Origin of the sequence: Streptomyces sp. HD, assembly GCF_028369295.1 — a bacterium.
Taxonomy (GTDB): Bacteria; Actinomycetota; Actinomycetes; order Streptomycetales; family Streptomycetaceae; genus Streptomyces.
Map to the genome: position 1 here is coordinate 1 of NZ_JAQMYP010000054.1, position 22,063 is coordinate 22,063.

At 72.3% G+C, this 22,063-nt stretch carries 17 protein-coding genes; 10 read left to right on the forward strand and 7 right to left on the reverse strand.

Annotation, left to right across the window (positions count from 1 at the left end; translation table 11 throughout):
- Positions 1-199: 199 nt before the first annotated feature.
- The 3 genes from POF73_RS37040 to POF73_RS37050 form a co-directional block, all read right to left on the reverse strand.
- Positions 200-1,543 (reverse strand): MFS transporter, encoded by a 1,344-nt coding sequence (locus POF73_RS37040; RefSeq protein WP_272123640.1) that lies wholly within the window; start codon positions 1,541-1,543, stop codon positions 200-202.
- A gap of 111 nt (positions 1,544-1,654) precedes the next feature.
- Entirely contained in the window at positions 1,655-2,851 is a 1,197-nt protein-coding gene (locus POF73_RS37045; protein ID WP_272123642.1) for a serine hydrolase domain-containing protein, read from the reverse strand.
- A gap of 130 nt (positions 2,852-2,981) precedes the next feature.
- On the reverse strand, positions 2,982-4,277 hold the full coding sequence (locus POF73_RS37050) for an FAD-dependent monooxygenase (protein ID WP_334313648.1): 1,296 nt from the start codon (positions 4,275-4,277) through the stop codon (positions 2,982-2,984).
- Between POF73_RS37050 and POF73_RS37055 the strand changes: the two genes are divergently transcribed.
- The 3 genes from POF73_RS37055 to POF73_RS37065 all read left to right on the forward strand — a co-directional run bounded on the left by POF73_RS37055 (position 4,237) and on the right by POF73_RS37065 (position 7,633).
- Positions 4,237-4,794 (forward strand): TetR/AcrR family transcriptional regulator, encoded by a 558-nt coding sequence (locus POF73_RS37055; protein ID WP_272123646.1) that lies wholly within the window; start codon positions 4,237-4,239, stop codon positions 4,792-4,794. The two genes, POF73_RS37050 and POF73_RS37055, sit on opposite strands and share 41 nt — an antisense overlap.
- A gap of 153 nt (positions 4,795-4,947) precedes the next feature.
- Positions 4,948-7,089, forward strand: coding sequence for a SpoIIE family protein phosphatase (locus tag POF73_RS37060; RefSeq protein ID WP_272123647.1), 2,142 nt, complete (start codon positions 4,948-4,950; stop codon positions 7,087-7,089).
- A gap of 61 nt (positions 7,090-7,150) precedes the next feature.
- Entirely contained in the window at positions 7,151-7,633 is a 483-nt protein-coding gene (locus POF73_RS37065) for a DUF5990 family protein (protein WP_272123649.1), read from the forward strand.
- Between the two features lie 31 nt (positions 7,634-7,664).
- Here the strand turns inward: POF73_RS37065 and POF73_RS37070 are convergent, their stop codons facing one another.
- The gene (locus POF73_RS37070) at positions 7,665-8,312 is read right to left on the reverse strand and encodes a response regulator (protein ID WP_272123651.1); all 648 of its coding nucleotides are present in this window, start codon (positions 8,310-8,312) and stop codon (positions 7,665-7,667) included.
- On the reverse strand, positions 8,309-9,526 hold the full coding sequence (locus tag POF73_RS37075; protein WP_272123652.1) for a sensor histidine kinase: 1,218 nt from the start codon (positions 9,524-9,526) through the stop codon (positions 8,309-8,311). Before POF73_RS37075 ends, POF73_RS37070 begins: the two co-directional genes overlap by 4 nt.
- A gap of 236 nt (positions 9,527-9,762) precedes the next feature.
- Between POF73_RS37075 and POF73_RS37080 the strand changes: the two genes are divergently transcribed.
- From POF73_RS37080 to POF73_RS37090, 3 genes are all read left to right on the forward strand, one after another.
- Complete coding sequence (locus POF73_RS37080) at positions 9,763-10,332, forward strand: GlcG/HbpS family heme-binding protein (RefSeq protein WP_272123653.1); 570 nt, start codon at positions 9,763-9,765, stop codon at positions 10,330-10,332.
- A gap of 103 nt (positions 10,333-10,435) precedes the next feature.
- The gene (locus tag POF73_RS37085; RefSeq protein WP_443049699.1) at positions 10,436-11,860 is read left to right on the forward strand and encodes an MFS transporter; all 1,425 of its coding nucleotides are present in this window, start codon (positions 10,436-10,438) and stop codon (positions 11,858-11,860) included.
- Between the two features lie 110 nt (positions 11,861-11,970).
- Positions 11,971-12,585 carry a dihydrofolate reductase family protein gene (locus POF73_RS37090; RefSeq protein WP_272123654.1) on the forward strand — a complete coding sequence of 205 codons (615 nt, stop codon included), beginning with the start codon at positions 11,971-11,973 and terminating at the stop codon, positions 12,583-12,585.
- Between the two features lie 22 nt (positions 12,586-12,607).
- On the opposite strand, the gene POF73_RS37095 is transcribed toward POF73_RS37090, so the two are convergent.
- Positions 12,608-12,970, reverse strand: a complete 363-nt coding sequence (locus POF73_RS37095; RefSeq protein ID WP_272123656.1) for a hypothetical protein — start codon at positions 12,968-12,970, stop codon at positions 12,608-12,610.
- A 128-nt stretch (positions 12,971-13,098) separates the two neighbouring features.
- On the reverse strand, positions 13,099-15,111 hold the full coding sequence (locus tag POF73_RS37100; RefSeq protein WP_272123657.1) for a spermidine synthase: 2,013 nt from the start codon (positions 15,109-15,111) through the stop codon (positions 13,099-13,101).
- A gap of 167 nt (positions 15,112-15,278) precedes the next feature.
- Here POF73_RS37100 and POF73_RS37105 point away from each other — a divergent pair, with 167 nt between their 5' ends.
- From POF73_RS37105 to POF73_RS37120, 4 genes are all read left to right on the forward strand, one after another.
- Positions 15,279-16,277, forward strand: coding sequence for a cyclase family protein (locus POF73_RS37105; RefSeq protein ID WP_272123659.1), 999 nt, complete (start codon positions 15,279-15,281; stop codon positions 16,275-16,277).
- 168 nt (positions 16,278-16,445) lie between these two features.
- Positions 16,446-19,310, forward strand: a complete 2,865-nt coding sequence (locus POF73_RS37110) for a SpoIIE family protein phosphatase (RefSeq protein ID WP_443049700.1) — start codon at positions 16,446-16,448, stop codon at positions 19,308-19,310.
- Between the two features lie 107 nt (positions 19,311-19,417).
- On the forward strand, positions 19,418-20,971 hold the full coding sequence (locus POF73_RS37115) for a sugar ABC transporter ATP-binding protein (protein WP_443049701.1): 1,554 nt from the start codon (positions 19,418-19,420) through the stop codon (positions 20,969-20,971).
- Positions 20,968-22,053 (forward strand): ABC transporter permease, encoded by a 1,086-nt coding sequence (locus tag POF73_RS37120; protein WP_272123666.1) that lies wholly within the window; start codon positions 20,968-20,970, stop codon positions 22,051-22,053. Before POF73_RS37115 ends, POF73_RS37120 begins: the two co-directional genes overlap by 4 nt.
- Positions 22,054-22,063 lie beyond the last annotated feature (10 nt).

Sequence of the window (22,063 nt, forward strand, 5' to 3'; positions counted from 1 at the left end):
CGACAACCCCCACCACACCCCCCCCCCCCCCCCCCCCCCCCCCCCCCCCCCCCCCCCCCCCCCCCCCCCCCCCCCCCCCCCCCCCCGCGCCGCACCCGGGTGGGTAGATGACCGTGCTCGTACAGGACCTCCGTCAGCGCACCGGCCACACCGTCGTCGTCCTCGGCCAGCAGTACGCGCACGGTCGCCACCCTCCCAGTCAGTCCCGAGCCTCGCTCTCCAACGGCGATCCGTCCGACGTCTCGCGCATCCGAATGTAGACGAGCAGCGAGACCAGGACACAGGCGGTGACGTAGTAGAAGTACCAGGTCTCGTGCCCGGCGTTCTTGAACCACAGGGCGACGTACTCCGCGGTCCCGCCGAACAGGGCCACGGTCAGCGCATAGGGCAGGCCGACGCCCAGCGCCCGGATCGACGTCGGGAACAGCTCGGCCTTCACCACCGCGCTGATCGACGTGTACAGGGAGCTGACCGCCAGCGGACCCACCATGAGCAGGAACGCGTACACGGGATCACTGGTGTGGGACAGCAGGGTCAGTGACGGCACCACGACCACGGCGCCCAGCACACCGAACGCGATCAGCATCGGCCGCCGCCCCACCCGGTCGGACAACAGCCCCATGACCGGCTGGAGCAGCACGAACACCAGCAGTGCGAAGAAGTTGATCCAGGCCGCCGTCGGCTTGGCGATACCGCTGGTGTTGACCATGAACTTCTGCAGATACGTCGTGTACGTGTAGAAGAACAGCGTGCCGCCCATGGTCAGCCCGACGACCACCAGGCACTGCCGCGGATAGGACAGCAGCATCCGCAGACTGCCGCGGGCCGGCCCGTCGTCCTTGCCGTCGCCGTCCTCGGCCGCCGCCCGCTCGAAGCTCTCCGACTCGTCCATGCCGCGCCGCAGCCACAGCACCACGATCGCCCCCGCCGCACCGACGACGAACGCGATCCGCCAGCCCCACGCCTCCATCTGCGCGGCGCTGAGCACCTGCTGCAGGATGATCTGCAGGCCGAGCGCCGTCAGCTGCCCGGCGATCAGCGTGACGTACTGGAAACTGGAGTAGTAGCCGCGCCGGCCGGGCGAGGCCACCTCCGACATGTACGTCGCCGAGGTCGAGTACTCCCCGCCGACCGACAGCCCCTGCAGCAGCCGCGCGGTCACCAGCAACACCGGCGCGACGACGCCGATCGCGTCGTACGACGGGGTCAGTGCCACGATCAGCGAACCCGCCGCCATGAGCGTCACCGACAGCGTCAGCGCCGCGCGCCGGCCCCGGCGGTCGGCGTACCGCCCCAGCACCCAGCCGCCGATCGGGCGCATCAGGAAGCCGACCGCGAACACCGCCGCGGTGTTCAGCAGTTGGGCGGTCTGGTCGCCGGACGGAAAGAACGCGGCGGCGAAGTACACGCTGAACGCGGTGTACGCGTACCAGTCGTACCACTCGATGAGATTGCCGATCGATCCGCGCAGGATGTTGCTGACGACCCTGCGCTCACCGCGACGCGACTGCTTCGCGCCCACGGCCGTGGTCTGTGTGGCCATCGAAAACTCCCTTGTCTGTGGCCCGGGAGCACACAGAGTCGACGCCACGACAGGGCCGTTCAACAGCGGAAACGAAGTCCTAACAGTCCCTTAGGGCGGTGGGGGAGCGGGCTACCGGCGAGCGGGCGGGCGGCGGCCCTCGCACAGCGCCGTGCGGACGGCGGCCTTCATGTCGGCGCTCTGTGCGTCGGAGCCGCCCGGGCCGAGGTTCACCATGACCGTCGCCTGCCGGCCGTCGAGCGTGGCACCGCCCGCCGTCTCGAATCCCGGGAAGTCGCCGGTGTGCCCCCAGTAGCGGCCGCCGCCGGGCAGCGGCCTGCTCTCCAGGCCGAGGCCGTACGCCCGTCCGTCCGGACTGCCGGTCGGCCGGGTCCGCATCATCTCCCGGAGCTGGGCGGGGCGTAGCAGCTCGCCGCGTACGAGCGCGTCCAGGAACCGGTTGAGGTCGCTCCCACTGGAGATCATCCCGCCGCCCGCACCCCCGACCGAGGGATTGATCGCGGTGACATCGACGAGCGGCGCGTCGTTGCCCGGCCGTGCGTACCCCCGCGGATGCGGTCCGGGGATGGCCGGGTCGTCGCCCGGTACGTACGTCTCGTGCAGGCCGAGCGGCACGATGATGCGCCGGCGGATCTCCTCGCCGTACGAGCGGCCGGTCACCTTCTCGATGATCAGGCCGGCCAGCAGATAGCCCGTGTTGCAGTAGCGCCAGCCGGTGCCCGGCTCGAACGTCGGGGGGTGGGCGAGCGCGATGTTCACGAGGTCGCGGACGTCGCGGTGGGCCAGCGGGTCCTTGAGGATCTCCGCCGGGCTGAGATGGTCGAGGACGTCGGGCAGGCCGCTGGTGTGCTGGAGCAGCTGACGGACGGTGATCACCCGCCCGTCGTTGCCATGCCCGCGGACGACGCCGGGCAGATGGCGCTCCACCGGGGCGTCGAGTACGACGCGACGCTCGCCCACCAGTCGCAGCATGACCGTCGCCACGAACGGCTTGGTCATGCTGCCGATCCGGAACCTGCTGTCGGGGTGCACCGGGGCGTGGCTCGTCACATCGGCGACACCGCTGGTCAGGACGGTGCTGCCGTGCCGGTCGCGCACTTCCAGGAGCGCGCCGGGGGCGCCGTCGGCCGTGGTCAGCCGGTGGAGGAGCTCGCGGAGCCGGGCGTGGCCGCCGGTGTCACCGGCCTCCTTGAACCCGGCGGCGGCGTCCGGCCACGGCACATCGGCGGCCGTCGCCGGGCCCACCGCCGCACCGGCCGTCACGGCCAGGCCGAACAAGCCGCCCAGCACTCCTCTGCGCCTGATCACATCTGCCCCCTCGGCCCGGACCTGAGGCGCACGCACCGGCCACAGGAGACCCCAAGTCGCTGTATGGGCCCACCATGTCCGCAGAGGGCGAGCCCGCGCGATGGGGGAGCCACCAGGATCGACGCTGGGGTTACCACCCCGTTCCCGGCGGGGTCCACGCGGCATGGCGCAGGATCGCGCGGACCGTCACGCGCGCGGGGGCCAGCCGCAGGGCGGTGTTGCGTACGGCGACGGCCATGGGGTGCGCCAGCTGTTGCCCCATCCGGCCGGCCCGGCGGGCGGCGCGCGCGACGGACTGGCTGCGCGGGCGGCGCTCGGCGTCGTAGCGGGCCAGCGCCGATTCGACGGTGGGCTCGTCGGCGAGCGCGGCGGCCAGCACCGTCGCGTCCTCCAGCGCCTGGCAGGCTCCCTGGCCGAGGTTCGGGGTCATGGCGTGCGCCGCGTCACCGAGCAGGGCGATCCGGCCTGCCGTGAACGACGGCAGCGCAGTCGCCAACTCGTGGATGTCGTGGTGCAGTACGGCCTCCGGCTCGGTCGCGGCCAGCAGCGCCGGGATCGGATCGTGCCAGTCGCCGAAGCGGCGGCGCATCGCGGCGAGAGGGTCCGCATACCGCACGCCGGGCTGCGAGTTGAGCACCGCGTGCCATTCGGCCCGGCCGTCGGCGAACGCGATGTGGCCGAACTCGGCGCCCCTGCCCCAGGTCAGTTCGAAGTCCGTCGCCAACTCGACCGGACGCCCGGTGATGGCACGCAACACGGTCGACCCGCTGTAGGCCGGGCCGGGATGCCCGGGGAACAACCGGGCACGCAGCCGACTGCCCACCCCGTCCGCGCCCACGACGAGATCCGCCTCCAGGACGGCGCCCCCGACGGGTATCCGCACCCGACCGGGGACGGAGCGGTCCACGGACGTCACCTCGGCCCCGACCATCAGGCACTCGGACGGCAGCGCCGCACGCAGCAGTCGATGCAGCACGGCCCGGGGGACACCGACGATCGGCGTGCCCAGCTCACGCTCCAGAGCGGCCCCGTCCATCCGGGCGAGCCGCCCGCCACCGGGGACACGGGTGCCCCCGGTGTACTGCGGGCGCGCAGCCGCGCGCACGGACTCGCCGACACCGAGGACGTCCAGCGCCCGAATGCCGTTGGCGTGCAGGGAGATACCCGCGCCCGCGTCGGCCAGGACGGGGGCGCGCTCGACGACCGTCACCTCCCAGCCGATCCGGCGCAGACCGATCGCGGCGGCCAGCCCGCCGATGCCTCCGCCGACCACCACCGCACTGCCGCCCATACCGGGCCTCCCTCGTCCGTCCCGCCGCCAGGCTTCTACATCTGTAGAAACCCGAGGAAGAGTACCCCCATCCTCTACAGGTGTAGAAAGGGGTATGCCCACAGACCGACGCACCGTCCTCGCCGACGCCGCCATCGACGTCCTCGCCGAGGCCGGAATCCGGGGACTGACCCACCGCGCGGTGGACCGGGCAGCGAACCTGCCGTCCGGCACCACGTCCGCCTACTACCGCACCCGCCAGGCACTGCTGACCGCCCTGGTCCGCCGTCTGGTCGCCCTCGACCAGGCGGAACTCCAGGTGATCGGGGCACAGACCCCGGTGCCGCGGAACGCCGACGAACTGGCCACCGGGATCGCCGCCTTCGTCGAGCGACGACTCACGGGCGACGGCCGCCGACGCACCCTCGCGCGCTACGCCTGCGCCATCGAGAGCGTGCACCACCCCGAACTGCGGGAGATCCTCGTGCCGCGCCGGAACGCGGGACGACAGGTCGTGCACGACTTCCTGACCGCGCAGGGCGTCGCGGACGCCGAGGACCGCACGATCACGCTGCTGACCTGCGTGGACGGGCTGGTCTTCGACCGCCTGGTGGGCGGCGGAACCGTGTCGGACCAGGTGATCCGGGGGATGGTCGCGGCGGCGCTCCGATAACCCGGCCCCACCCTGCCGACACCGGGCGGGCCGCCACGACCCGCCCCCATCCGTTCCATCTGCCCCCGGCGCCCCTTCCGCACGGTCCGCTCCGCGTGCCGCCTCCGCCGCGCGGACGTACCGTCCTGATATGGGCGGGAGGGTGTGTCCCACGTGACCGGGCGCTCCGAGGAATCCGCCGATGCCGATCCGCTGGGCGGGGCATTGGCGGCGGCGGTGCATCGTACGGGCGCCGTGGCCGGGGGCGTCTATCTGGCGGACCCCGCGGGGACGGTACTGGCCCTGCACGCGATCTGCGGTGTACCGGTCGAGGCCGTCGCGCCGTGGTGGCGGGTGACGCTGGCCGCTCCCGGTCCGGCCCAGGACGCCGTACACGAGGAACGGCTGGTCTGGGTGAGTTCCCAGGAGGAGTTGGCCCGGTCGTATCCGCGCGCGGCGGCGAACATGCCCTACCGGGTGGCTTTCGCGATCGCGCCCCTCACCGGTCTGCGCGACAGCCGTGGTGCGCTGATGCTGATGTGGCGGTCCGACCGTCCGGGCCGACTGACGCTCCGCGAGCGCGGCGGCATCGCCCTGAGCGCCCGACGCGTCGCCCGGGTCCTGGACGCCGCCCGCCCCACGGCCGTACCGGACCGGCCCCGCTTCGTCCCGCTCCGCCCCCGGGAGGTACGACGCGTGGAGCCGGCGCTCGCCGCGACCGAGCTTGCCGAACGCCTCACCCTCGGCGCCCTCGCCCTCGACCGCGAGGGGCGGATCACCTTCGCCAACCCCGCGGCGGCCGAACTCCTGGGCCGGCCCTCCGAGCACCTGCTCGGCACCCAGCTGTGGCAGTCACTGTCCTGGCTGGACAACGTCGCCTTCATGGACGCCTACCGCACGGCCCTGATCAGCCACGAGCCCCTCGCCCTGACGGTCCTGCGCCCCTCCGTCCAGTGGCTCAGCTTCCGGTTCGACGCGGACGCCGGCGGCATGAGCGTCCTCATCACGCCGGGCGACCCCGTCGGCCCGCCGGTGCGGCCGGCCGACACCCAGCCCGTCCACATCGACGCCCCGGCCACCAGCCGCATCCACCTCCTGGTGTACCTGGCTGCCTCGCTGACCGAGGCCGTCGGCGTCCAGGACGTCGTCGACCTGGTCGCCGACCAGATCCTGCCCGCCTTCGGCGCCCACGGCATGATCATGTCCACCGTCGACGCCGGCCGTATGCAGATCATCGGGCACCGCGGATACACCCCGAACACCATCGAACAACTCGACGGCCTGCCCGCGGACGCCGACCTCACCCCGGCCGGCCGTGCCCTGGCCACCGGTAGCTCCTCCTACTTCGCCGACCGCGCGGAGCTGGCCCGCGCCTACCCCAAGGCGCCGCAGATCAGCGACAAACACGCCTGGGCGTTCCTGCCGCTGATCACCTCCGGGCGCCCCCTCGGCTGCTTCGTCCTCGCGTACAACCACCCGCACACCCTCACCGCCGGGGAACGCTCCATCCTCACGCCGCTGGCCGGTCTCATCGCCCAGGCCCTGGACCGGGCCCGCCTCTACGACGCCAAGCACAGCCTCGCCCACGCCCTCCAGCAGACCCTGCTGCCGCGCACCCTGCCGACCGTGGCCGGACTGGACGTCGCCGCCCGCTATCTGCCCGCGAGCCACGGCATGGACATCGGCGGCGACTTCTACGACCTCATCCGCCTGACCGAGACGACCGTCGCGGCCGTCATCGGCGACGTGCAGGGCCACGACGCGACGGCGGCCGCCCTCATGGGCCAGGTCCGCACGGCCGTCCACTCCCACGCCACCGCCGGTGCCAGTCCCGCGCAGGTCCTCGCCCGCACCGACCGCGACCTGGCCGACCTGGAGGCCGGCCGATTCGTCTCCTGCCTCTACGCCCACCTCGACCTGGCCCGCCACGAGGTGACCCTCGCCAGCGCCGGCCACCCGCCCCCGCTCCTGCGTCACCCCGAAACCCACGCCCACACGGTCGACATCGACCCCGGCCCGCCCCTCGGTATCGGCATGGGCATGAGCACCACCGCCTTCCCGCCCACAGCCCTGCCCCTGATCGAAGGCGCCCTCCTGGCGCTCTACACCGACGGCCTCGTGGAGGTCCCCGGCGCCGACATCGACCAGACCACGGCCGAACTCGCCCACCACCTCGGCGAGGCGAGCCACCTCCCCCTGCACCACCTGGTCGACTACCTCGTCCACCACACCCGCCCCACCGACCGCCACCACACGGACGACGTCGCCCTCCTCCTGCTCCGCCCGACCCGGCTTGCCGGACCGACACGGCGCTGAGGCAGCGCCCTTCGAAACGATCAGCACATCCAGTGCACGACCAGCCTCGATCGCGGCGCTGATGGCCGCCATGCTGCGCATCCGCATCGACGCCGACCAGCTCCCCGGACTCACCTGCCCGTCCGCCGACGGCACCGGCCCGCCGTACCGCAACATCCGCGTGGCCGTGCAGCGCCGCGACCGCCCGGCCGAACTCCTCGGTCCACAGCGAGGTGACGCCCCGTCCGCCACCTGGAGCCTGGAGTGCACGGCCACCGCATCGCCGGCCGGTACCGACATCAGGGGCCCCTATGTGCAGGGCCGCCCGGGCGGCCGGTTCGTCCACCTGTCGTGGGGCGCCGTCGACGACGTCGGGGAGGGCACGATGTTCCGCCGGGCCAAGCTCATGCCGGACGCCGTCCCGGCCGAGGTGCTCGACGGCGCCGTAGCGGGCGGCCTGCTGGTGGGACGTCTCGGCCGCACCGATGCGCGGGGCGGCCCGCTGTGCGCGCGGGTCGTGCCGCCGGCCATCACCTGGACCGCGGAGCGTGGCCCTCGCCCCTGACCCGACCTGACCGCACCGCGGTCGAGACAGGTCACGGCAGCAGTCGGCGTTCCTTGGCGACGGCCACCGCGCCCGCGCGGGTGTCGACGCCGAGCTTGTCGTAGATGCGGCGCAGATGGGTCTTGACGGTGGCCTCGCTGATGTAGAGCGCGCGGGCGATGTCCCGGTTGCCGATGCCGCGGGCGAGCTGGGCGAGGATGTCGCGTTCGCGGTCGGTGAGCGTGGGCCGGGGCCGGCGCAGATTGGCCATGACGCGGCCGGCGACCGGCGCGGACAGGGCGGTACGTCCCTCGGCGGCGGCGTGGATCGCGGCGAAGAGTTCGTCGGCGCGCTCGGCCTTGAGCAGGTATCCGGTGGCGCCGGCCTCGATGGCGCGGGTGATGTCGGCGTCGGTGTCGTAGGTGGTGAGGACCAGGACGTGGGGGGAGGCGCCGGGGCCGGGGGAGGAGGTGAGGCGGCGGGTGGTCTCCACACCGTCGATGCCCTCGCCGAGCTGCAGATCCATCAGCACCACGTCCGGGGTGAGTCTCGCGGCCAGCGCGAGTGCTTCCTCACCGGTGCCGGCCTCGCCGACGACGTCGATGCCGGGGGCGCTGTCGAGCAGGGCGAGCAGTCCGGCCCGTACGACGGTGTGGTCGTCGCAGACCAGGATGCGTACGGGAGCGCGGTCGGTGCTCATCGGGGTGTCTCCAGGGGGAGGGGCACGGCGGCGGACAGGACGGTGCCCTCGCCGGGGGCGGACTCGATGGTCAGGGTGCCGCCGAGGGCGCGCAGCCGGGCGTGCATGGCGGGCAGCCCGTGCCCGCGTCCGGCGTCGGACGCGTCAGGGGCGGGCCGGGCGGCGGGGTCGAAGCCGTGGCCGTCGTCGGAGACGTCGAGTACGACCTCGTCGTCGAGGAGCGTGAGGGTGAGGGCGGCGGTGCGGGCACCGGCGTGTTCGCGGACGTTGGCCAGGGCGCCCTGCGCGATCCGCAGCAGGGCGGACTGGATGCGGTCCGGCAGGTGGGGGAGGCGGCCGTCGCCGTCGGTGTGGACGCGTACGGCGAGCCGCGCACCGGACTCCCGTGCGGCCAGGGCACGCAGCGCCTCGTCGAGGCCGCCGCCACGGGCGAGGTCGGCGGGGGCGAGGTCGTGCACGAAGCGGCGGGCTTCGGCGAGATTGTGCTCGGCGACGGACGCGGCGGTGCGGACATGGGCGCGGGCCTTGCCCGGTTCGGTCTCCCACACCCGGTCCGCGGCCTGGAGCAGCATCTGCTGGCTGGACAGGCCCTGGGCGAGCGTGTCGTGGATCTCCATGGAAAGCCGCTGGCGTTCGGCGAGGGTGCCCTCGCGGCGTTCCGCGGCGGCGAGTTCGGCGCGGGTGCGGATCAGGTCGTCGATCAGCCCACGCTGACGTACGGTGTGCCGTTCCATCTGCAGGAAGACGGCGGTGGCGAGCGCGGCGACGGCCGGTGGGGCGAGGACCAGGTTGGGGTCGAAGCGGCCGGCGAGCTGCACCTGCGCGGCGACGACGAACACAGTCAGGACGGCCACGAGAACGAGCGCCGCACGCGGCGGCAGTGTGCGCAGCCCGGTGTAGAAGAGGGGCACCGCGCACCAGGCGAAGCTGGGCGCGAGCACGACCAGCACCATCCACACCACGACGACGAGCGTCAACCACGCGGTGTGCCTCCGGGCGGGCCGGGTGCCGGAGTCACCGGCCCTGGGGCCCAGCAGGTGCAGCACGGCGAGCACGACGCACAGCGCGATGATCCAGGGGGTGCGGGGTTCGCCGGGGTGGCGCAGCAGGAACCGGGCGAGCGCGCCGCCGAGCAGCAGGAAGAACGCCGCGTGCATCACGACGCCGAGCCACCGGGCGTCCACGGTGCCCGCTACGTACGACCGGTTCCCCATCCGGAGCTGCCTCCCCTCCCACACGCATGCGCTGAACTGGGCAAACACCTCTATTGTGACCCGGTGTGAGGGCCGGGTGGGTCAACCGATCGGATGACCCCGGTGCCGCCCGTAGTGCGACGCGAAGGCATCCGGAACGTCGACGGCCGGTGCCTGTTTCCGCACGGAGGGTGGAGAGCGGACGAAGCAGGGCGGCAACCGGGCCGCCCCCGCCCATCGAAGGAGTCGACCGACCCATGAACCGAGTGCGCAAGACCTTCTCCCGCCGGGCCCGCGTCGCGACCGGCGGCGCCGTGCTCGCCGTCGTCGCCCTGGCCGGCTTCGGCGCGGTGTCGGCGAACGCCTCGGCCCCGGCCACCACGTCCGCCGCCGCGACCTCGGCCGCCGCCCCGGCCCGGGCCACGACCACCTCCACCCACCTGACGATCGACGCCGCCGGCAGGGCCGCGCAGGCCGCGCTGGATGCCGCCGAGAAGGAGAACCAGCGCGTCACGGTCGCCGTCGTGGACCGCAACGGCAACACGATCGTCACCCTGCGCGGCGACGGCGCCGGCCCGCAGTCCTATGAGTCCGCCGAGCGCAAGGCGTTCACCGCGGTGGCCTGGAACGCCCCCACCTCCCAGCTGGCCGAGCGCCTGGAGCAGGCCCCGAACCTGAAGGACATCCCCGGCACGCTGTTCCTGGCGGGCGCGGTCCCCGTCACCGCGGGCAACGCCCCCATCGCCGGGATCGGCGTCGCGGGTGCTCCGTCCGGGGCGCTGGACGAGAAGTTCGCGCGGGCGGGAGCGGAGGCGGTGGCTCGCTAGCCGTCGGCTGCGGAACGCGCCCCGGCTCCCCGCATCAGGGAGATATGCCCCTTATTGTTCCCGTTGGTGCAGGGGTATCTGCGGACGGGAGGGAACCGGGGCGGTGGCATTCGCGGAGTCGGCCGATGGCGGGCAGCCCAAGCCCTCCGGCGAGCGGGCCCCGCGGCCCGAGCGACGGCCTCAGCCCTGGGCGCCGCTGCTGGCGGTGTGCGCCGGCTACTTCATGGTGATCCTGGACGTGACGGTCCTCAACGTCGCCGTCCCCGTCATCGGCCGGGAGCTGTCGGCCTCCCTCACCGGCATCCAGTGGATCACCGACGGGTACACCCTGGTGTTCGCCGGGTTCCTGCTGACCGGCGGCGCGCTCGGCGACCGGCTGGGCAACCGCCGGATCTTCTGCTCGGGCGTGGCGGTGTTCACCGTGGCCTCGGCCGCGTGCGCGCTCGCGCCGGGAACCCTGTTCCTGGTGGCGGCCCGGCTGGTGGAGGGCCTGGGCGCGGCACTCATCGTGCCCGGCTCCCTGGCCCTGCTCCAGCAGGCCTACCCGGAGCCGGACGCACGCTCACGGGCCTTCGGACTATGGGGTTCGATGGCCGGCATCGCGGCCTCCGCCGGACCGCTGCTGGGCGGACTGCTCGTCTCCACGGTGGGCTGGCGCTGGGTGTTCCTCATCAACCTGCCCGTCGGAGTGACCTGCACGCTGCTGACACTGCGCTACGTCGCCCGCTCCCCCCGGCGCACCGGCCGGGCCCTGGACTGGCCGGCACAGTGCACGGTCGTGGCGACCGTGGCGCTGCTGACCGCGGCACTCAACGAGGCCGGACGACGGGGCTGGTTGGATCCGGCCGTGCTGGCCGGGCTGGGCCTGGCCGCCCTGACCACCACGGCGTTCGTGGTGCGCGAACGGCTGGCCCGCTCTCCCGTCCTGCCCCTGAACCTGCTCCGCTCCCGCGAGATGAGCGGGGGAGCCGCCATCGGCCTGCTGTTCAACTTCGGCTTCTACGGCATGGTGTTCACCGCCAGCCTCCAGTTCCAGCACCAGCGCGGCTACAGCGCCTTGGGAACCGGGCTGGCGCTGTTCCCCGCGGTGGCGATGACCATGTTCGCCTCCGTCCTCTCCGGGCGGCTGACCCGCCGGACCGGTGATCGGCCGCTCGTGATCTGCGGCATGCTCCTGGCCGCCCTCGGACTGACCGGCTGGGCCGCCGCCGGAGCCGATCCCGCCTACGCGCTGCTGGTGGCCCCGATGATGGCCGCGGGCTTCGGCACGTCCTTCGCCCTCACCGGCTCGACCGCCACGGTGATGGGCGCCGCGCCCTTTGCCTACTCGGGCGCCGCTTCCGCCCTGTTCAACACCACCCGCCAGATCGGCAGCGCCACGGGCGTGGCGCTCGGCGGCACCCTGCTCGCCACGGCCACGGACTACGACGCCGGGCTCCGGGTCAGCATGGCGGTGGGAGCGGTCGCGTATCTGGTCGCGGCGGCGCTGGGGTGGCTGTGCGTGCCGGCGAGGGCGAAGCGGGCGTAAAGGGGCAGGGGCAGGACGGCGGAAACGCGATCACAGGTGTGTCGAATTCACCCGTTCCCGATCGACGTGAGAGTGAAGGCAGCACACCCCAGCACCCAGGAGTACTCATCGTGACCGTGACCGCGGATCTGGCCATCTCCCTCGACGGCTACGTCGCCGGCACCGACGTCGGCATCGACAACCCGGGAGGCAACGGCGCCGAGCCCCTCTTCGAGTGGATCCACAACCTGGCGAGCTGGCGGGAACGCCAGGGGATGACGGGCGGGGAGGAGAACGAGGACTCCCGGCTGATGCGTGAGTGGTTCGACGCCACCGGGGCGGTGGTCATGGGCCGCATGATGTACGACACGGGCGAGGAGTTCTGGGGCGACAACCCCCCGTTCCGCACGCCGGTCTTCGTCCTCACCCACCGCCCTCGGCCGACCCTGGCCAAGGAGGGCGGAACCACCTTCACGTTCGTCACCGACGGCATGCACAGCGCCCTCGACCGGGCGAGGGCCGCGGCCGGCGACAGGAACGTCGACATCGCGGGCGGCGCGAGCACGGTGCGGCAGTACCTCGACGCTGGACTCATCGACGAGCTGCAACTGCACGTGGTGCCCGCCCTCCTCGGCGAGGGCCTGCGGCTCTTCGACGGCCCGGGCGCACAGCGACAGAACCTGGAGCAGGTCAGGATGGTCGGCACGCCCCTGGCGACCCACCTGAAGTACCGCTTCGTGAAGTGAGAAGTGAAGGTCCGTCAGGTGATCACACTCGCTCCGGCCATGAGGGACGGGAACAACGCATACCCGTATCGCCTGGCTCCGATCCGCTGCCGAAGGCGCTGATCGCGTTGACCGCGGTGGCCATGGGGGTTCGCAGCGCGACGATATGGCGACTCGGGGCGCTGGTGAACACCACGCTGGTGACCGGCACCCTCATCACCTGGATCAGGAAGTCGGCGGTGGGCGGTGACACGTCGGATACCTTCCGCCCTTCCACGGAGCCGCCCTGGTGGCGGTCTTCGCCGGAGCGGCCATCGGCACGCTGTTGCTGCGTGTGAGCCTCACCGCGGCGCTGCTGGTCGCCGCAGCGCGCGTACTGGGCGCCGTCGGAGGCTATGCCGCCCATCCGGCATCCCGACGCGCGCCGAGTGCCTGAGCCGTCGGGCTCCGGTGCGGGCGATTGGCCGGCCGCCTCCGCGGTGGCCGAGGGCCTCGCACCGGAGCCTGTCGCCGCTGCCGCACCCCCAACCGGTATCAGCGGCCCGTGCTCGGCTGGGCCCTGACGGCCACGGTCTCCTCCGGCACCTGCGCTGCCCGCATGCCCGGCCCGCGACCGGTGAAGCGCATGGCGACGCATGCCCCCAGATACAGCACGGCGACCACCAGCAGCAGCGCCTGATATCCCGTCATCAGCGCCAGATATTCGAGCGCGCCCCCGGTCAGCGCACCCAGCAGATTCGCGCCGAACGCGGATGTCGGGTCGGGGGCCAGTGCGAGGCGGTCCGAGAAGATGAGGTTGGCACAGAAGATCGGCGCGAAGGCCAGCGCGATGGCGGCTGCGAGCCGTCCGGCGAAGGGCAGCGAGAGCACGGCCTGCACCGGAACCAGCCAGGCCGCCGCGAGAGAGCCGAAGAGCAGCAGTTGCAGCAACGGTTGGCTGACCCGCCGCAACCTGCGCCGGACCTCGACCGCGGCGAGGACGGAGAGCAGGACACCGAAGAACACGAGCGCGTTGACCAGCCAGGTCGTACCGAAGAACAGCGCGAAGCCGATCACGTTCTTCGTTTCGAGCAGCATGAAGGCCGCGCCCAGCAGAAACATGTCGGCGTAGCGGAACGTGCTCCGGATGCGGACCCCGGTCAGGCGCACCGACAGCAAGGTCACCAGCAGGATCGCGCCCAGGGCGCCCAGGTAGAGCGTGGGGATGCCCCGGTGCAGCAGATACGGGAAGGGGTGGTCGTCGCGTGCGGCCGCCGGGATGGCCCCGGTGGCCCGCCAGGTCTGCTTGCAGGACTGGTCGGCGGGGCTCATCCCGGCCACCAGCACGGCCGCGTTCCGTTTGTACGTCGTCATGCAGGGGGCGTGGCCGTAGAGGCCGTCGAGATCACCGGCGAAGCGGTCGACCAGCCAGCTCTTGCGGTAGTAGTTGTACATGGCGAACGCGCCGTTCGGCGTCAGGTGATCGCGGGCGGCCTCGAACGCCTCACGGGTGAACAGGTAGCTCTCCAGCCGCAGATTGCTCGCGCCCGACACCAGCGTCAGCGAGTCCGGGAGCGCCAGAACGATCAGGTCGTACTTGGCGTTCGTCCGCTCCAGGAACGCCCGCCCGTCGTCGATGTGGACGTGCACCCTGGGGTCGTCGTACGGCCTGGCGGGGTGCAGTTGCGCACCGATCTCCTGCAGGCGCGGGTCGATTTCGACCGCGTCCACGTGCTGCGCTCCGTGCGCCAGCGCGACCGCGACGTCATTGCCGTTGCCGGCCCCGATGACCAGCACACGCTTGTGCGGGTTGCGGGGTGTCTGCTCGTACGCCTGCCGATAGGGCGAGTTCTCCCGCATCAGCACCGGCAGCGGTGCGGTGCTCTGGTGCGGGACGCCGTTGGCGGAGATGTAGTAGGTCCGGGTGGTGGTCGGCGACTTTTCGAGCTCGATCTTGTAGTAGGGCGACCAGGAGACGCCGGCCGTCGTCGTCTCCAGGAACAGCGCGGCGACCATCGCCGTGAGGGGGATGGCGTACAGCAGCGTGTTGCGGCGCCCACCGAGGATCAGCAGGGCCGCGGCGGCGCATACGCCCCACACGACCGATGGGGCGCACAACCAGGACAGTACGGCGAAGGAGACCGAACCGGTGATGCTGCCGAGCAGGTCGTAGCGGTAGGCGTCGAGCGAGGGGAGCCGGCGGAAGAGGTCGGCGGTGATCTTGCCGATCCCGGCCATGATCACCGCGGTCAGCAGGAAGATGGCCGGCAGCGTCACCCACTGGGGCAGGCCGGTGGTCTTCACGGCCGTGAAGTAGATGACCTCACTGCTGCTCTGGCGCACCTGCACCGGGTACGCGCGCACCAGGACGACGAGCAGTGCGAGGGGGATGGGCGTACAGCGTTTGAGCCACTGCCCGCGCGCCGCCGGGATCAGGAACCCGATGCCGATGCCGAGGAACGATCCCAGCAGGATGAAGTTCGAGAAGTAGCTGAGATGGACGACGTTGGCGCCGCCCCATCGGATCAGCGCCAGCTCGACGAAGAGCATGGTGCTGCTGGCCAGCACGAGCCTCCAGCGTACCGATGCTGCGGTTTGCCCGGTTTCGGTCAGCTTCATGCGCGTTTAAGGTGTCAGCTTCAGGGCGTCGAGTCGAGAAGCCTTGCCGGGTTACGGCGCGGATATCAGCGGCAACATGATCGCCGTCATGGCGTCGACGGGGACGGTGAGTACGGATGAGCTCAAATTCCGCCGAGGCCCCCGACCCCACCCCTGACCCCACCCCCGCGCCCACCCCCGCGCCCGCCGACGCCGACAACGGTCCCGCGGTCTCCCGACGGGAGTTCGACGCACTCTTCGAGACGGTGCGCACCTGGGGGCGGTGGGCGCCGGCCGACCGCGGCGCCTGGAACCGGGTGACCGCGGAATCCGTACGGCGGGCCACGGCCACGGTGCGGTCCGGGACCGTCGTCCCGATGGCACTGCCCTGGAACACCCGGCCCGGGCCCGACAACCGCAGGCCCGCCCTGCATCACATGACCGATCTGGGCGATCGGGAAGCCCCGGAGCCCGCCACCTACAAGGACTTCATCGCTGCCGACTACCACGGCAAGGGCGTCACCCATCTCGATGCCCTGTGCCATATCGCCTACCGGGGGCGGCTCTACGACGGCCGGGCGGCGGACGAGGTCGTCGACGCCACGGGCGCCCGCTTCGGCGCGGTGTCGGAGCTCGGCCCCCTCGTCACGAGGGGTGTGCTTCTCGACCTGCCCGCCGTCCTCGGGATCCGGTGGCTGGAGCCGGGACGGGCGGTACATGCGAAGGACGTCATCGCCGCCGAGCAGGCGCTCGATGTGACGATCGGCGAGGGAGACGCGGTGCTGCTGCGTTCCGGGCACGCCCGCCGTCGCGCGGAGCTCGGTGCCTGGGATCCCGACGAGGCGAGCGCGGGTTTCCACGTGGACGCGCTGCCCCTGCTCGGCGAGCGCGGCATCGCGCTGCTGGGCGGCGACGGCGACAGCGATGTGCGGCCCTCACCGGTGGAGGGTGTGCACTCGCCCGTCCACGCCCTGGCCGTGGCCGCGATGGGGGTGCCGCTGCTGGACAACCTCGACCTGGAGGCACTCTCGGCCGCGACCGCCGAAGCGGGGCGGTACGAGTTCCTGCTGGTGGTGGCGCCGTTGAACGTTCCCGGCGGGACCGGCTCACCTGTCAGTCCGGTCGCGGTCCTGTGACCACCGTCCGGCCCCGCACCCCCGGCCCGGTCACTGTGCGTGATCGATCTTGCGGATCGTGACTCATGTCTTGGATTTCCCGTATTGTCGTTAATGCTGGGTATTTCCGAAGATGGGTTACAGAAAGCACGAGTGAGGCGAGGCGTGGTTCGGTCCGGCGGGGAACCGATGTCGACGGGGCGTGCGACAGGCGGCGCAGGGCCCGCACGCTCCCGTGAGCGGTTTCTGCAGGGGGAGCCGGTCGAGACGGGCGTACGGACGTCCATCCTGAACTCGTGGCAGCGCTGCCAGTCCCTGGATCTCTCGCCGGACCAGGTCGACCTTCCCTTCCGCGACGACTTCGACCCGGACGGCCGGATCGTGCACGCGTCCCTGCCCGTGCTCGACAGGCTGCAGTCCCGGTTCGCCGGCACCTCGATGAACATCTCCGTCGCCGACGCGGACGGGACGGTTCTCCTGCGGCGTTTCGGAGAGGCGTCTTTGGCCAGAACCCTCCCGGCGATCCAACGCGTCCCGGGATTCGTCTTCGCCGAACACGTCGCCGGCACCAACGGCATCGGTCTCGCTCTCGCGGAGCGTCGGCTCATCCGGGTCTACGGCGCCGAGCACTTCGCCGAGCGTTCCCAGGGAAGCGCCTGCCGCGCACTGCCCGTCCGCGACCCGCTCAGCGGCCGTATCGAGGGTGTCCTGTGCTTCGGCTATCCGCGCAGCGCCGAGGACCCCGCGCTGGACACCGTGATACGCAGGGCGGCGGAGGCCATCGAGCGCCGGCTGCTCGGGCAGAGTTCCGCGCGCGGGCGCGCCCTGCTGCGGGCGTACCTGGACGCGGGAGCCAGAACCTCGGCCGGTTCCCACCGCGGCATCGGGGTGGACGAACTGGCCCTCGAACTGCACCCCCGGGACCGGTCCGCCGTGGTGGGCAAGGCCGCCGAGCTGATCGCCCTGGGGATACGGGCCGCCGTCGACGTGCACCTGTCCGACGGCCGCCTGGTCACGCTCGTGAGCCGTCCGGTGACGACGGCCTGCGGAGTGGCGGGCATCGCCATCGAGGCCGTCCTCCCCGGCCTTTCACCCGGAAGGTTCCTCGCCGCCGTGCCACGCCAGGTCGACGAGCCGCTGGGCTTCGCCGTCGAGCCTGCCGCCGTCCCCGCCGTCCCCGCCGTCCCCGCCGTCCCGCAGCCCGAGGCTGCTCATGCTGCTCCGGCGCCCGAGCAGGTCCCCGTCACCGTGTCGTCCGGGCCCCTGTCCGGTGCCGAGCAGGGCCAGGGCGCCATGAGCGTCGCCGCCGACGGTGCGACGGACCACCGCTCCGGCTTCCCGCCCTCGAAGACGGGGCTCGTGATGGTGGGCGAGCCGCACGTGGGGACCTACGCGCTGGCCGCGCGACGCCGGCTGGAGCTGCTCTCCGAGGTCAGCGCCCGCATAGGCACCACCCTGGACGTGCGCCGCACCGCCCGGGAACTCGCCGAGACGGCGGTCCCGCGACTGGCCGACTTCGTCACCATCGACCTGCCGGAAGCCGTACTGCGCGGCGAGGAGTCCGCCGACCCCGGCAGTGACCTGCGCCGTGCCGTGGTCCACGGGATCCGCGACGGCCTGCCCTTCTCACCGGTCGGCAAGCGGGTCGACTACGGCCCGACCACGCCCCAACTGCGCTGTCTGACCAGCGGACAGGCGGTGCTGGAACCGGACCTGAAGGCCGCGGCGGGCTGGCTCGCGCAGGACCCCGAGCACACCGGGCAACTGCTCAGCCACGTCCACTCCCTCATCGCGGTGCCCCTGGTCGCCCGCGGTGTCGTGCTGGGCATCGTCGGCTTCTACCGAGCGCAGGACCCCGCGCCCTTCGGTGACGACGACCGTTCGCTGGCCCAGGAACTCGCGAACCGAGCCGCGCTGTCCATCGACAACGCCCGGCGCTATACCCGCGAACGCACCATGGTCCTGGCCCTGCAGCGCAGCCTGCTCCCGCACGGTCTGCCCGACCAGGACGCCGTCGAGGTCGCGCACCGCTACCTGCCCGCCGAATCGGACGTGGGCGGGGACTGGTACGACGTCGTCCCCCTCTCCGGAACCCGGGTCGGCCTCTTCGTCGGCGACGTCGTCGGACACGGCATGCTCTCCGCCGCCACCATGGGCCGACTGCGCACCGCCGCGCGCAGCTTCGCCGAACTCGACTTCCCGCCGGACGAAGTCCTCACCCACCTCGACAGCCTCGTGGGACGCCTGGACCGGGAGGACCCCGACTCCGACGGCGCCGGCATCATCGGCGCGACCTGCCTGTACGCCGTCTACGACCCGACCTCGCAGCAGTGCACCATGGCGCGGGCCGGCCACCCTCCGCCCGCGCTGGCCCACCCCGACGGCACCGTGTCCTTCCCCGACCTGCCCGCCGGGCCCCCGCTCGGCCTCGGCGGTCTGCCCTTCGAATCCGCCGAGGTCCACCTCCCCGAGGGCAGCCGTCTCGTCCTCTACACGGACGGGCTCATCGAGGACCGGCAGCGCGACGTCGACGTGGTCCTCGACCAGCTGCGAGGAGCCCTGGCCCACCCGGAGCGCACGCCCGAGGACACCTGCCAGGTCATCCTGGACACCGTGGCGTCGGCCCACCCCAGCGACGACATCGCCCTGCTCGTCGCCCGCACTCACGCCCTGCCCCCCGACCGGATCGCGACCTGGGACCTGCCCGCCGACCCGGCCCGGGTCAGCGAGGTCCGCGCCGCCGCCGTCCGGAGGCTGGCCGAGTGGGGCCTCGACGAGGCCGCGTTCGCCGCGGAACTCATACTCAGCGAGCTGGTCACCAACGCCATCCGCCACGGTGCCGGGCCCATCAGGGTGCGGCTGCTGCACGGCCGCACCCTGATCTGCGAGGTCTGCGACGCCAGCAACACCGCCCCGCACCTGCGCCGCGCGGCGAACACCGACGAGGGCGGTCGTGGCCTGTTCCTCGTCGCACAGCTGTCACAGAGCTGGGGTACGCGCTACATCCCGCAGGGCAAGGTCATCTGGGCCGAATGCGGTCTCGCCGGGGTCTGACGGGGTTGCGGCCACACGCCACTTCAGAATGCCTGAAATGTCATGAAATGACCCGCTAGTATCCCTCATGGCAGTCGGGAAGAACCTGCCAGGCCGACCCCGGGGAGATGTCCGTGTACGACGCTCCCGACACCCCCGACAGGGCGATGCCGCCCGGCGGAGCAAAACCCCTGGTCCGCGTCCGAGGACTCCGTAAGCGGTTCGGCGGCACCGTCGCGCTGGCCGGGGTCGATCTCGACATCCACGCGGGCAGCGTCCTCGCCCTCCTCGGGGCCAACGGCGCCGGAAAGTCCACGCTCATCAAGGTGCTCTCCGGCGTCCACCACGCCGACGCGGGACAGATCACGGTGGACGGGCACCCCCTGCGGACCCATGCCGCCTCCCGCAGCATGTCCTTCATCCACCAGGACCTCGGCCTCGTGGAGTGGATGACGGTCGCCGAGAACATCGCCCTGAGCACGGGATACGCACGCCGTGCCGGACTGATCTCCTGGCGGCGGACCCGCGAGCACTGCATCGACGCCCTGCGGATCGTCGCCGCCCACCTCGACCCCGACGCACCGATCGCCGACCTCGCCCCCACCGAGCGTTCGCTGGTCGCCATCGCCCGAGCCCTCGCCGCACGGGCGAAGCTGATCGTCCTCGACGAGCCGACCGCCCGCCTCCCCGCAGCGGACTGCACCCGCCTCTTCCGCGTCCTGCACGCGCTGCGCGACCGGGGACACGGCATCCTCTACGTCAGCCACCGCCTGGACGAGGTGTACGAGGTGGCCGACACCTTCGCCGTTCTGCGCGACGGCCACCTCGTCGGCCACGGCCCGCTCGCGGGCCACAGCCCCGCCCGACTCGTGCACGACATCGTCGGCGAGGAACTGGCCGACCACCGCCCCGCCCGCACACCCGCCGCCGGCCCCGCCGTCCTCACGCTCGACCGTGTGCGCACCGCCGACGCCGGACCGGTCAGCCTGGCACTCAGGGCCGGAGAGGTCCTGGGCCTGGTCGGCCTCTCGGGCGCCGGGCACCTGGCCCTGGGACGGGCCATGGCCGGCTCCCGTCCCGTCCTCGGCGGACAGGTGCTGCTCGGCGGCCGGCCGTACCACCCGCGTACGGTCGCGGACGCCGTCGCCCTCGGTGTCGGCCTGGTGCCGGGGGACCGGCAACAGGAGGGCTGCCTCGCCGAACTGACCGTACGGGAGAACCTCCTGGCCAACCCCCGCGCCGGGGGGCCTCCCGCACCGCGGTGGATCAGCCCGCGCCGCGAACGCGCCGAGGCCACCACCCTGATCGAACGGTTCTCGGTGCGTCCCCGCGACAGCGAGGCCCCCATCGCCGTCCTGTCCGGCGGAAACCAGCAGAAGGTGATGATCAGCCGATGGCTCCGGGTGGGCCTGCGCCTGCTGATCCTTGAGGAGCCGACCGCGAGTGTGGACGTGGGCGGCAAGGCCGCGGTCCACCGGCTGCTCGACGAGGCGCTCGCCGCGGGCCTCGCGGTCCTGCTCATCTCCACCGACTTCGAGGAGGTCACCAGCACGTGCCGGCGCGCCCTGGTCTTCGTCGGCGGGGCCGTGACGACGGAGCTGAGCGGTCCGGCCCTCACCGTGGCCGCACTCACCCGGGCGGCTTCGGCCATGCCCTCCTCCGGAACCGCGACGAATCCATGACCCCCTCGCCGGCACCGTCCTCGCCCCGGCCCCGATCGGGCGGGCACCTCATCGGCGCGTACGGCCTCCTGGCCCTCACCGCCGTACTCTTCCTGATCTTCTCGCTCGCCCTGCCCCGCACCTTCCCCACGCTGGACACCGTCGACTCGATCCTGTCCAACCAGTCGATCCCCGCCGTCCTCGCCCTCGCCGCCATGGTCCCCATCGTGACCGGCGCGTTCGATCTCTCGATCGGCTACGGCCTCGGCCTGGCGCACGTCATGGTGCTGGAGCTCATCGTCAACGAAGGGTGGCCCTGGCCGCTCGCGTGCTTCGCGGTGATCGCCGGAGGAGCGGTCGTGGGCATCCTGAACGGCGTCATCGTCGTGTTCGGCCGGATCGACTCCTTCATCGCCACCCTCGGGACCGGCAGCATGATGTACGCCGTCACCGGCTGGATCACGGACGGCGGCCGGATCGTCCCCGGACCGCGAGGCCTCCCGGCCGCCTTCACCGACCTCTACGACTCCACGTTCCTGGGCCTGCCGGTCCCCGCCTACTACGTCCTCGCGCTCACCGTCGCCCTCTGGCTGGTCCTGGAGCGGCTCCCGCTCGGCCGCTACCTGTACGTGATCGGGTCGAACCCGCGCGCCGCCGACCTGATCGGCATCCCGACCCGCAAGTACACCGTCTACGCGTTCACCGCGTCGGGGCTGATCGTCGGCTTCGCCGGCGTACTGCTCGCCGCCCAGCAGCAGATCGGCAACCCGAGCGTCGGCCTCGACTACCTGCTGCCCGCCTTCGTCGGCGCCCTGCTCGGCGCCACCGCGATCAAACCGGGTCGGCCCAACGCCGTGGGCACCGTCGTCGCCGTCGCCGTCCTGGCCGTCGGTCTGACCGGCATCGGCCAGCTGGGCGCCGACTTCTGGACGGTCCCGCTGTTCCACGGCGGCACCCTGCTCATCGCCGTCGGCCTGGCCGGCTACGCCGCCCGCCGCCGACTGCGAACCGGAGCCGTCGCGGCCCGCGATTCCCCCGCCCCGCCGCCGAAACCGCCGTCCGCCCCGAACCCGGACGGTGACTCCGCGGGCTCCCCTCCCTGACCGACGCCAC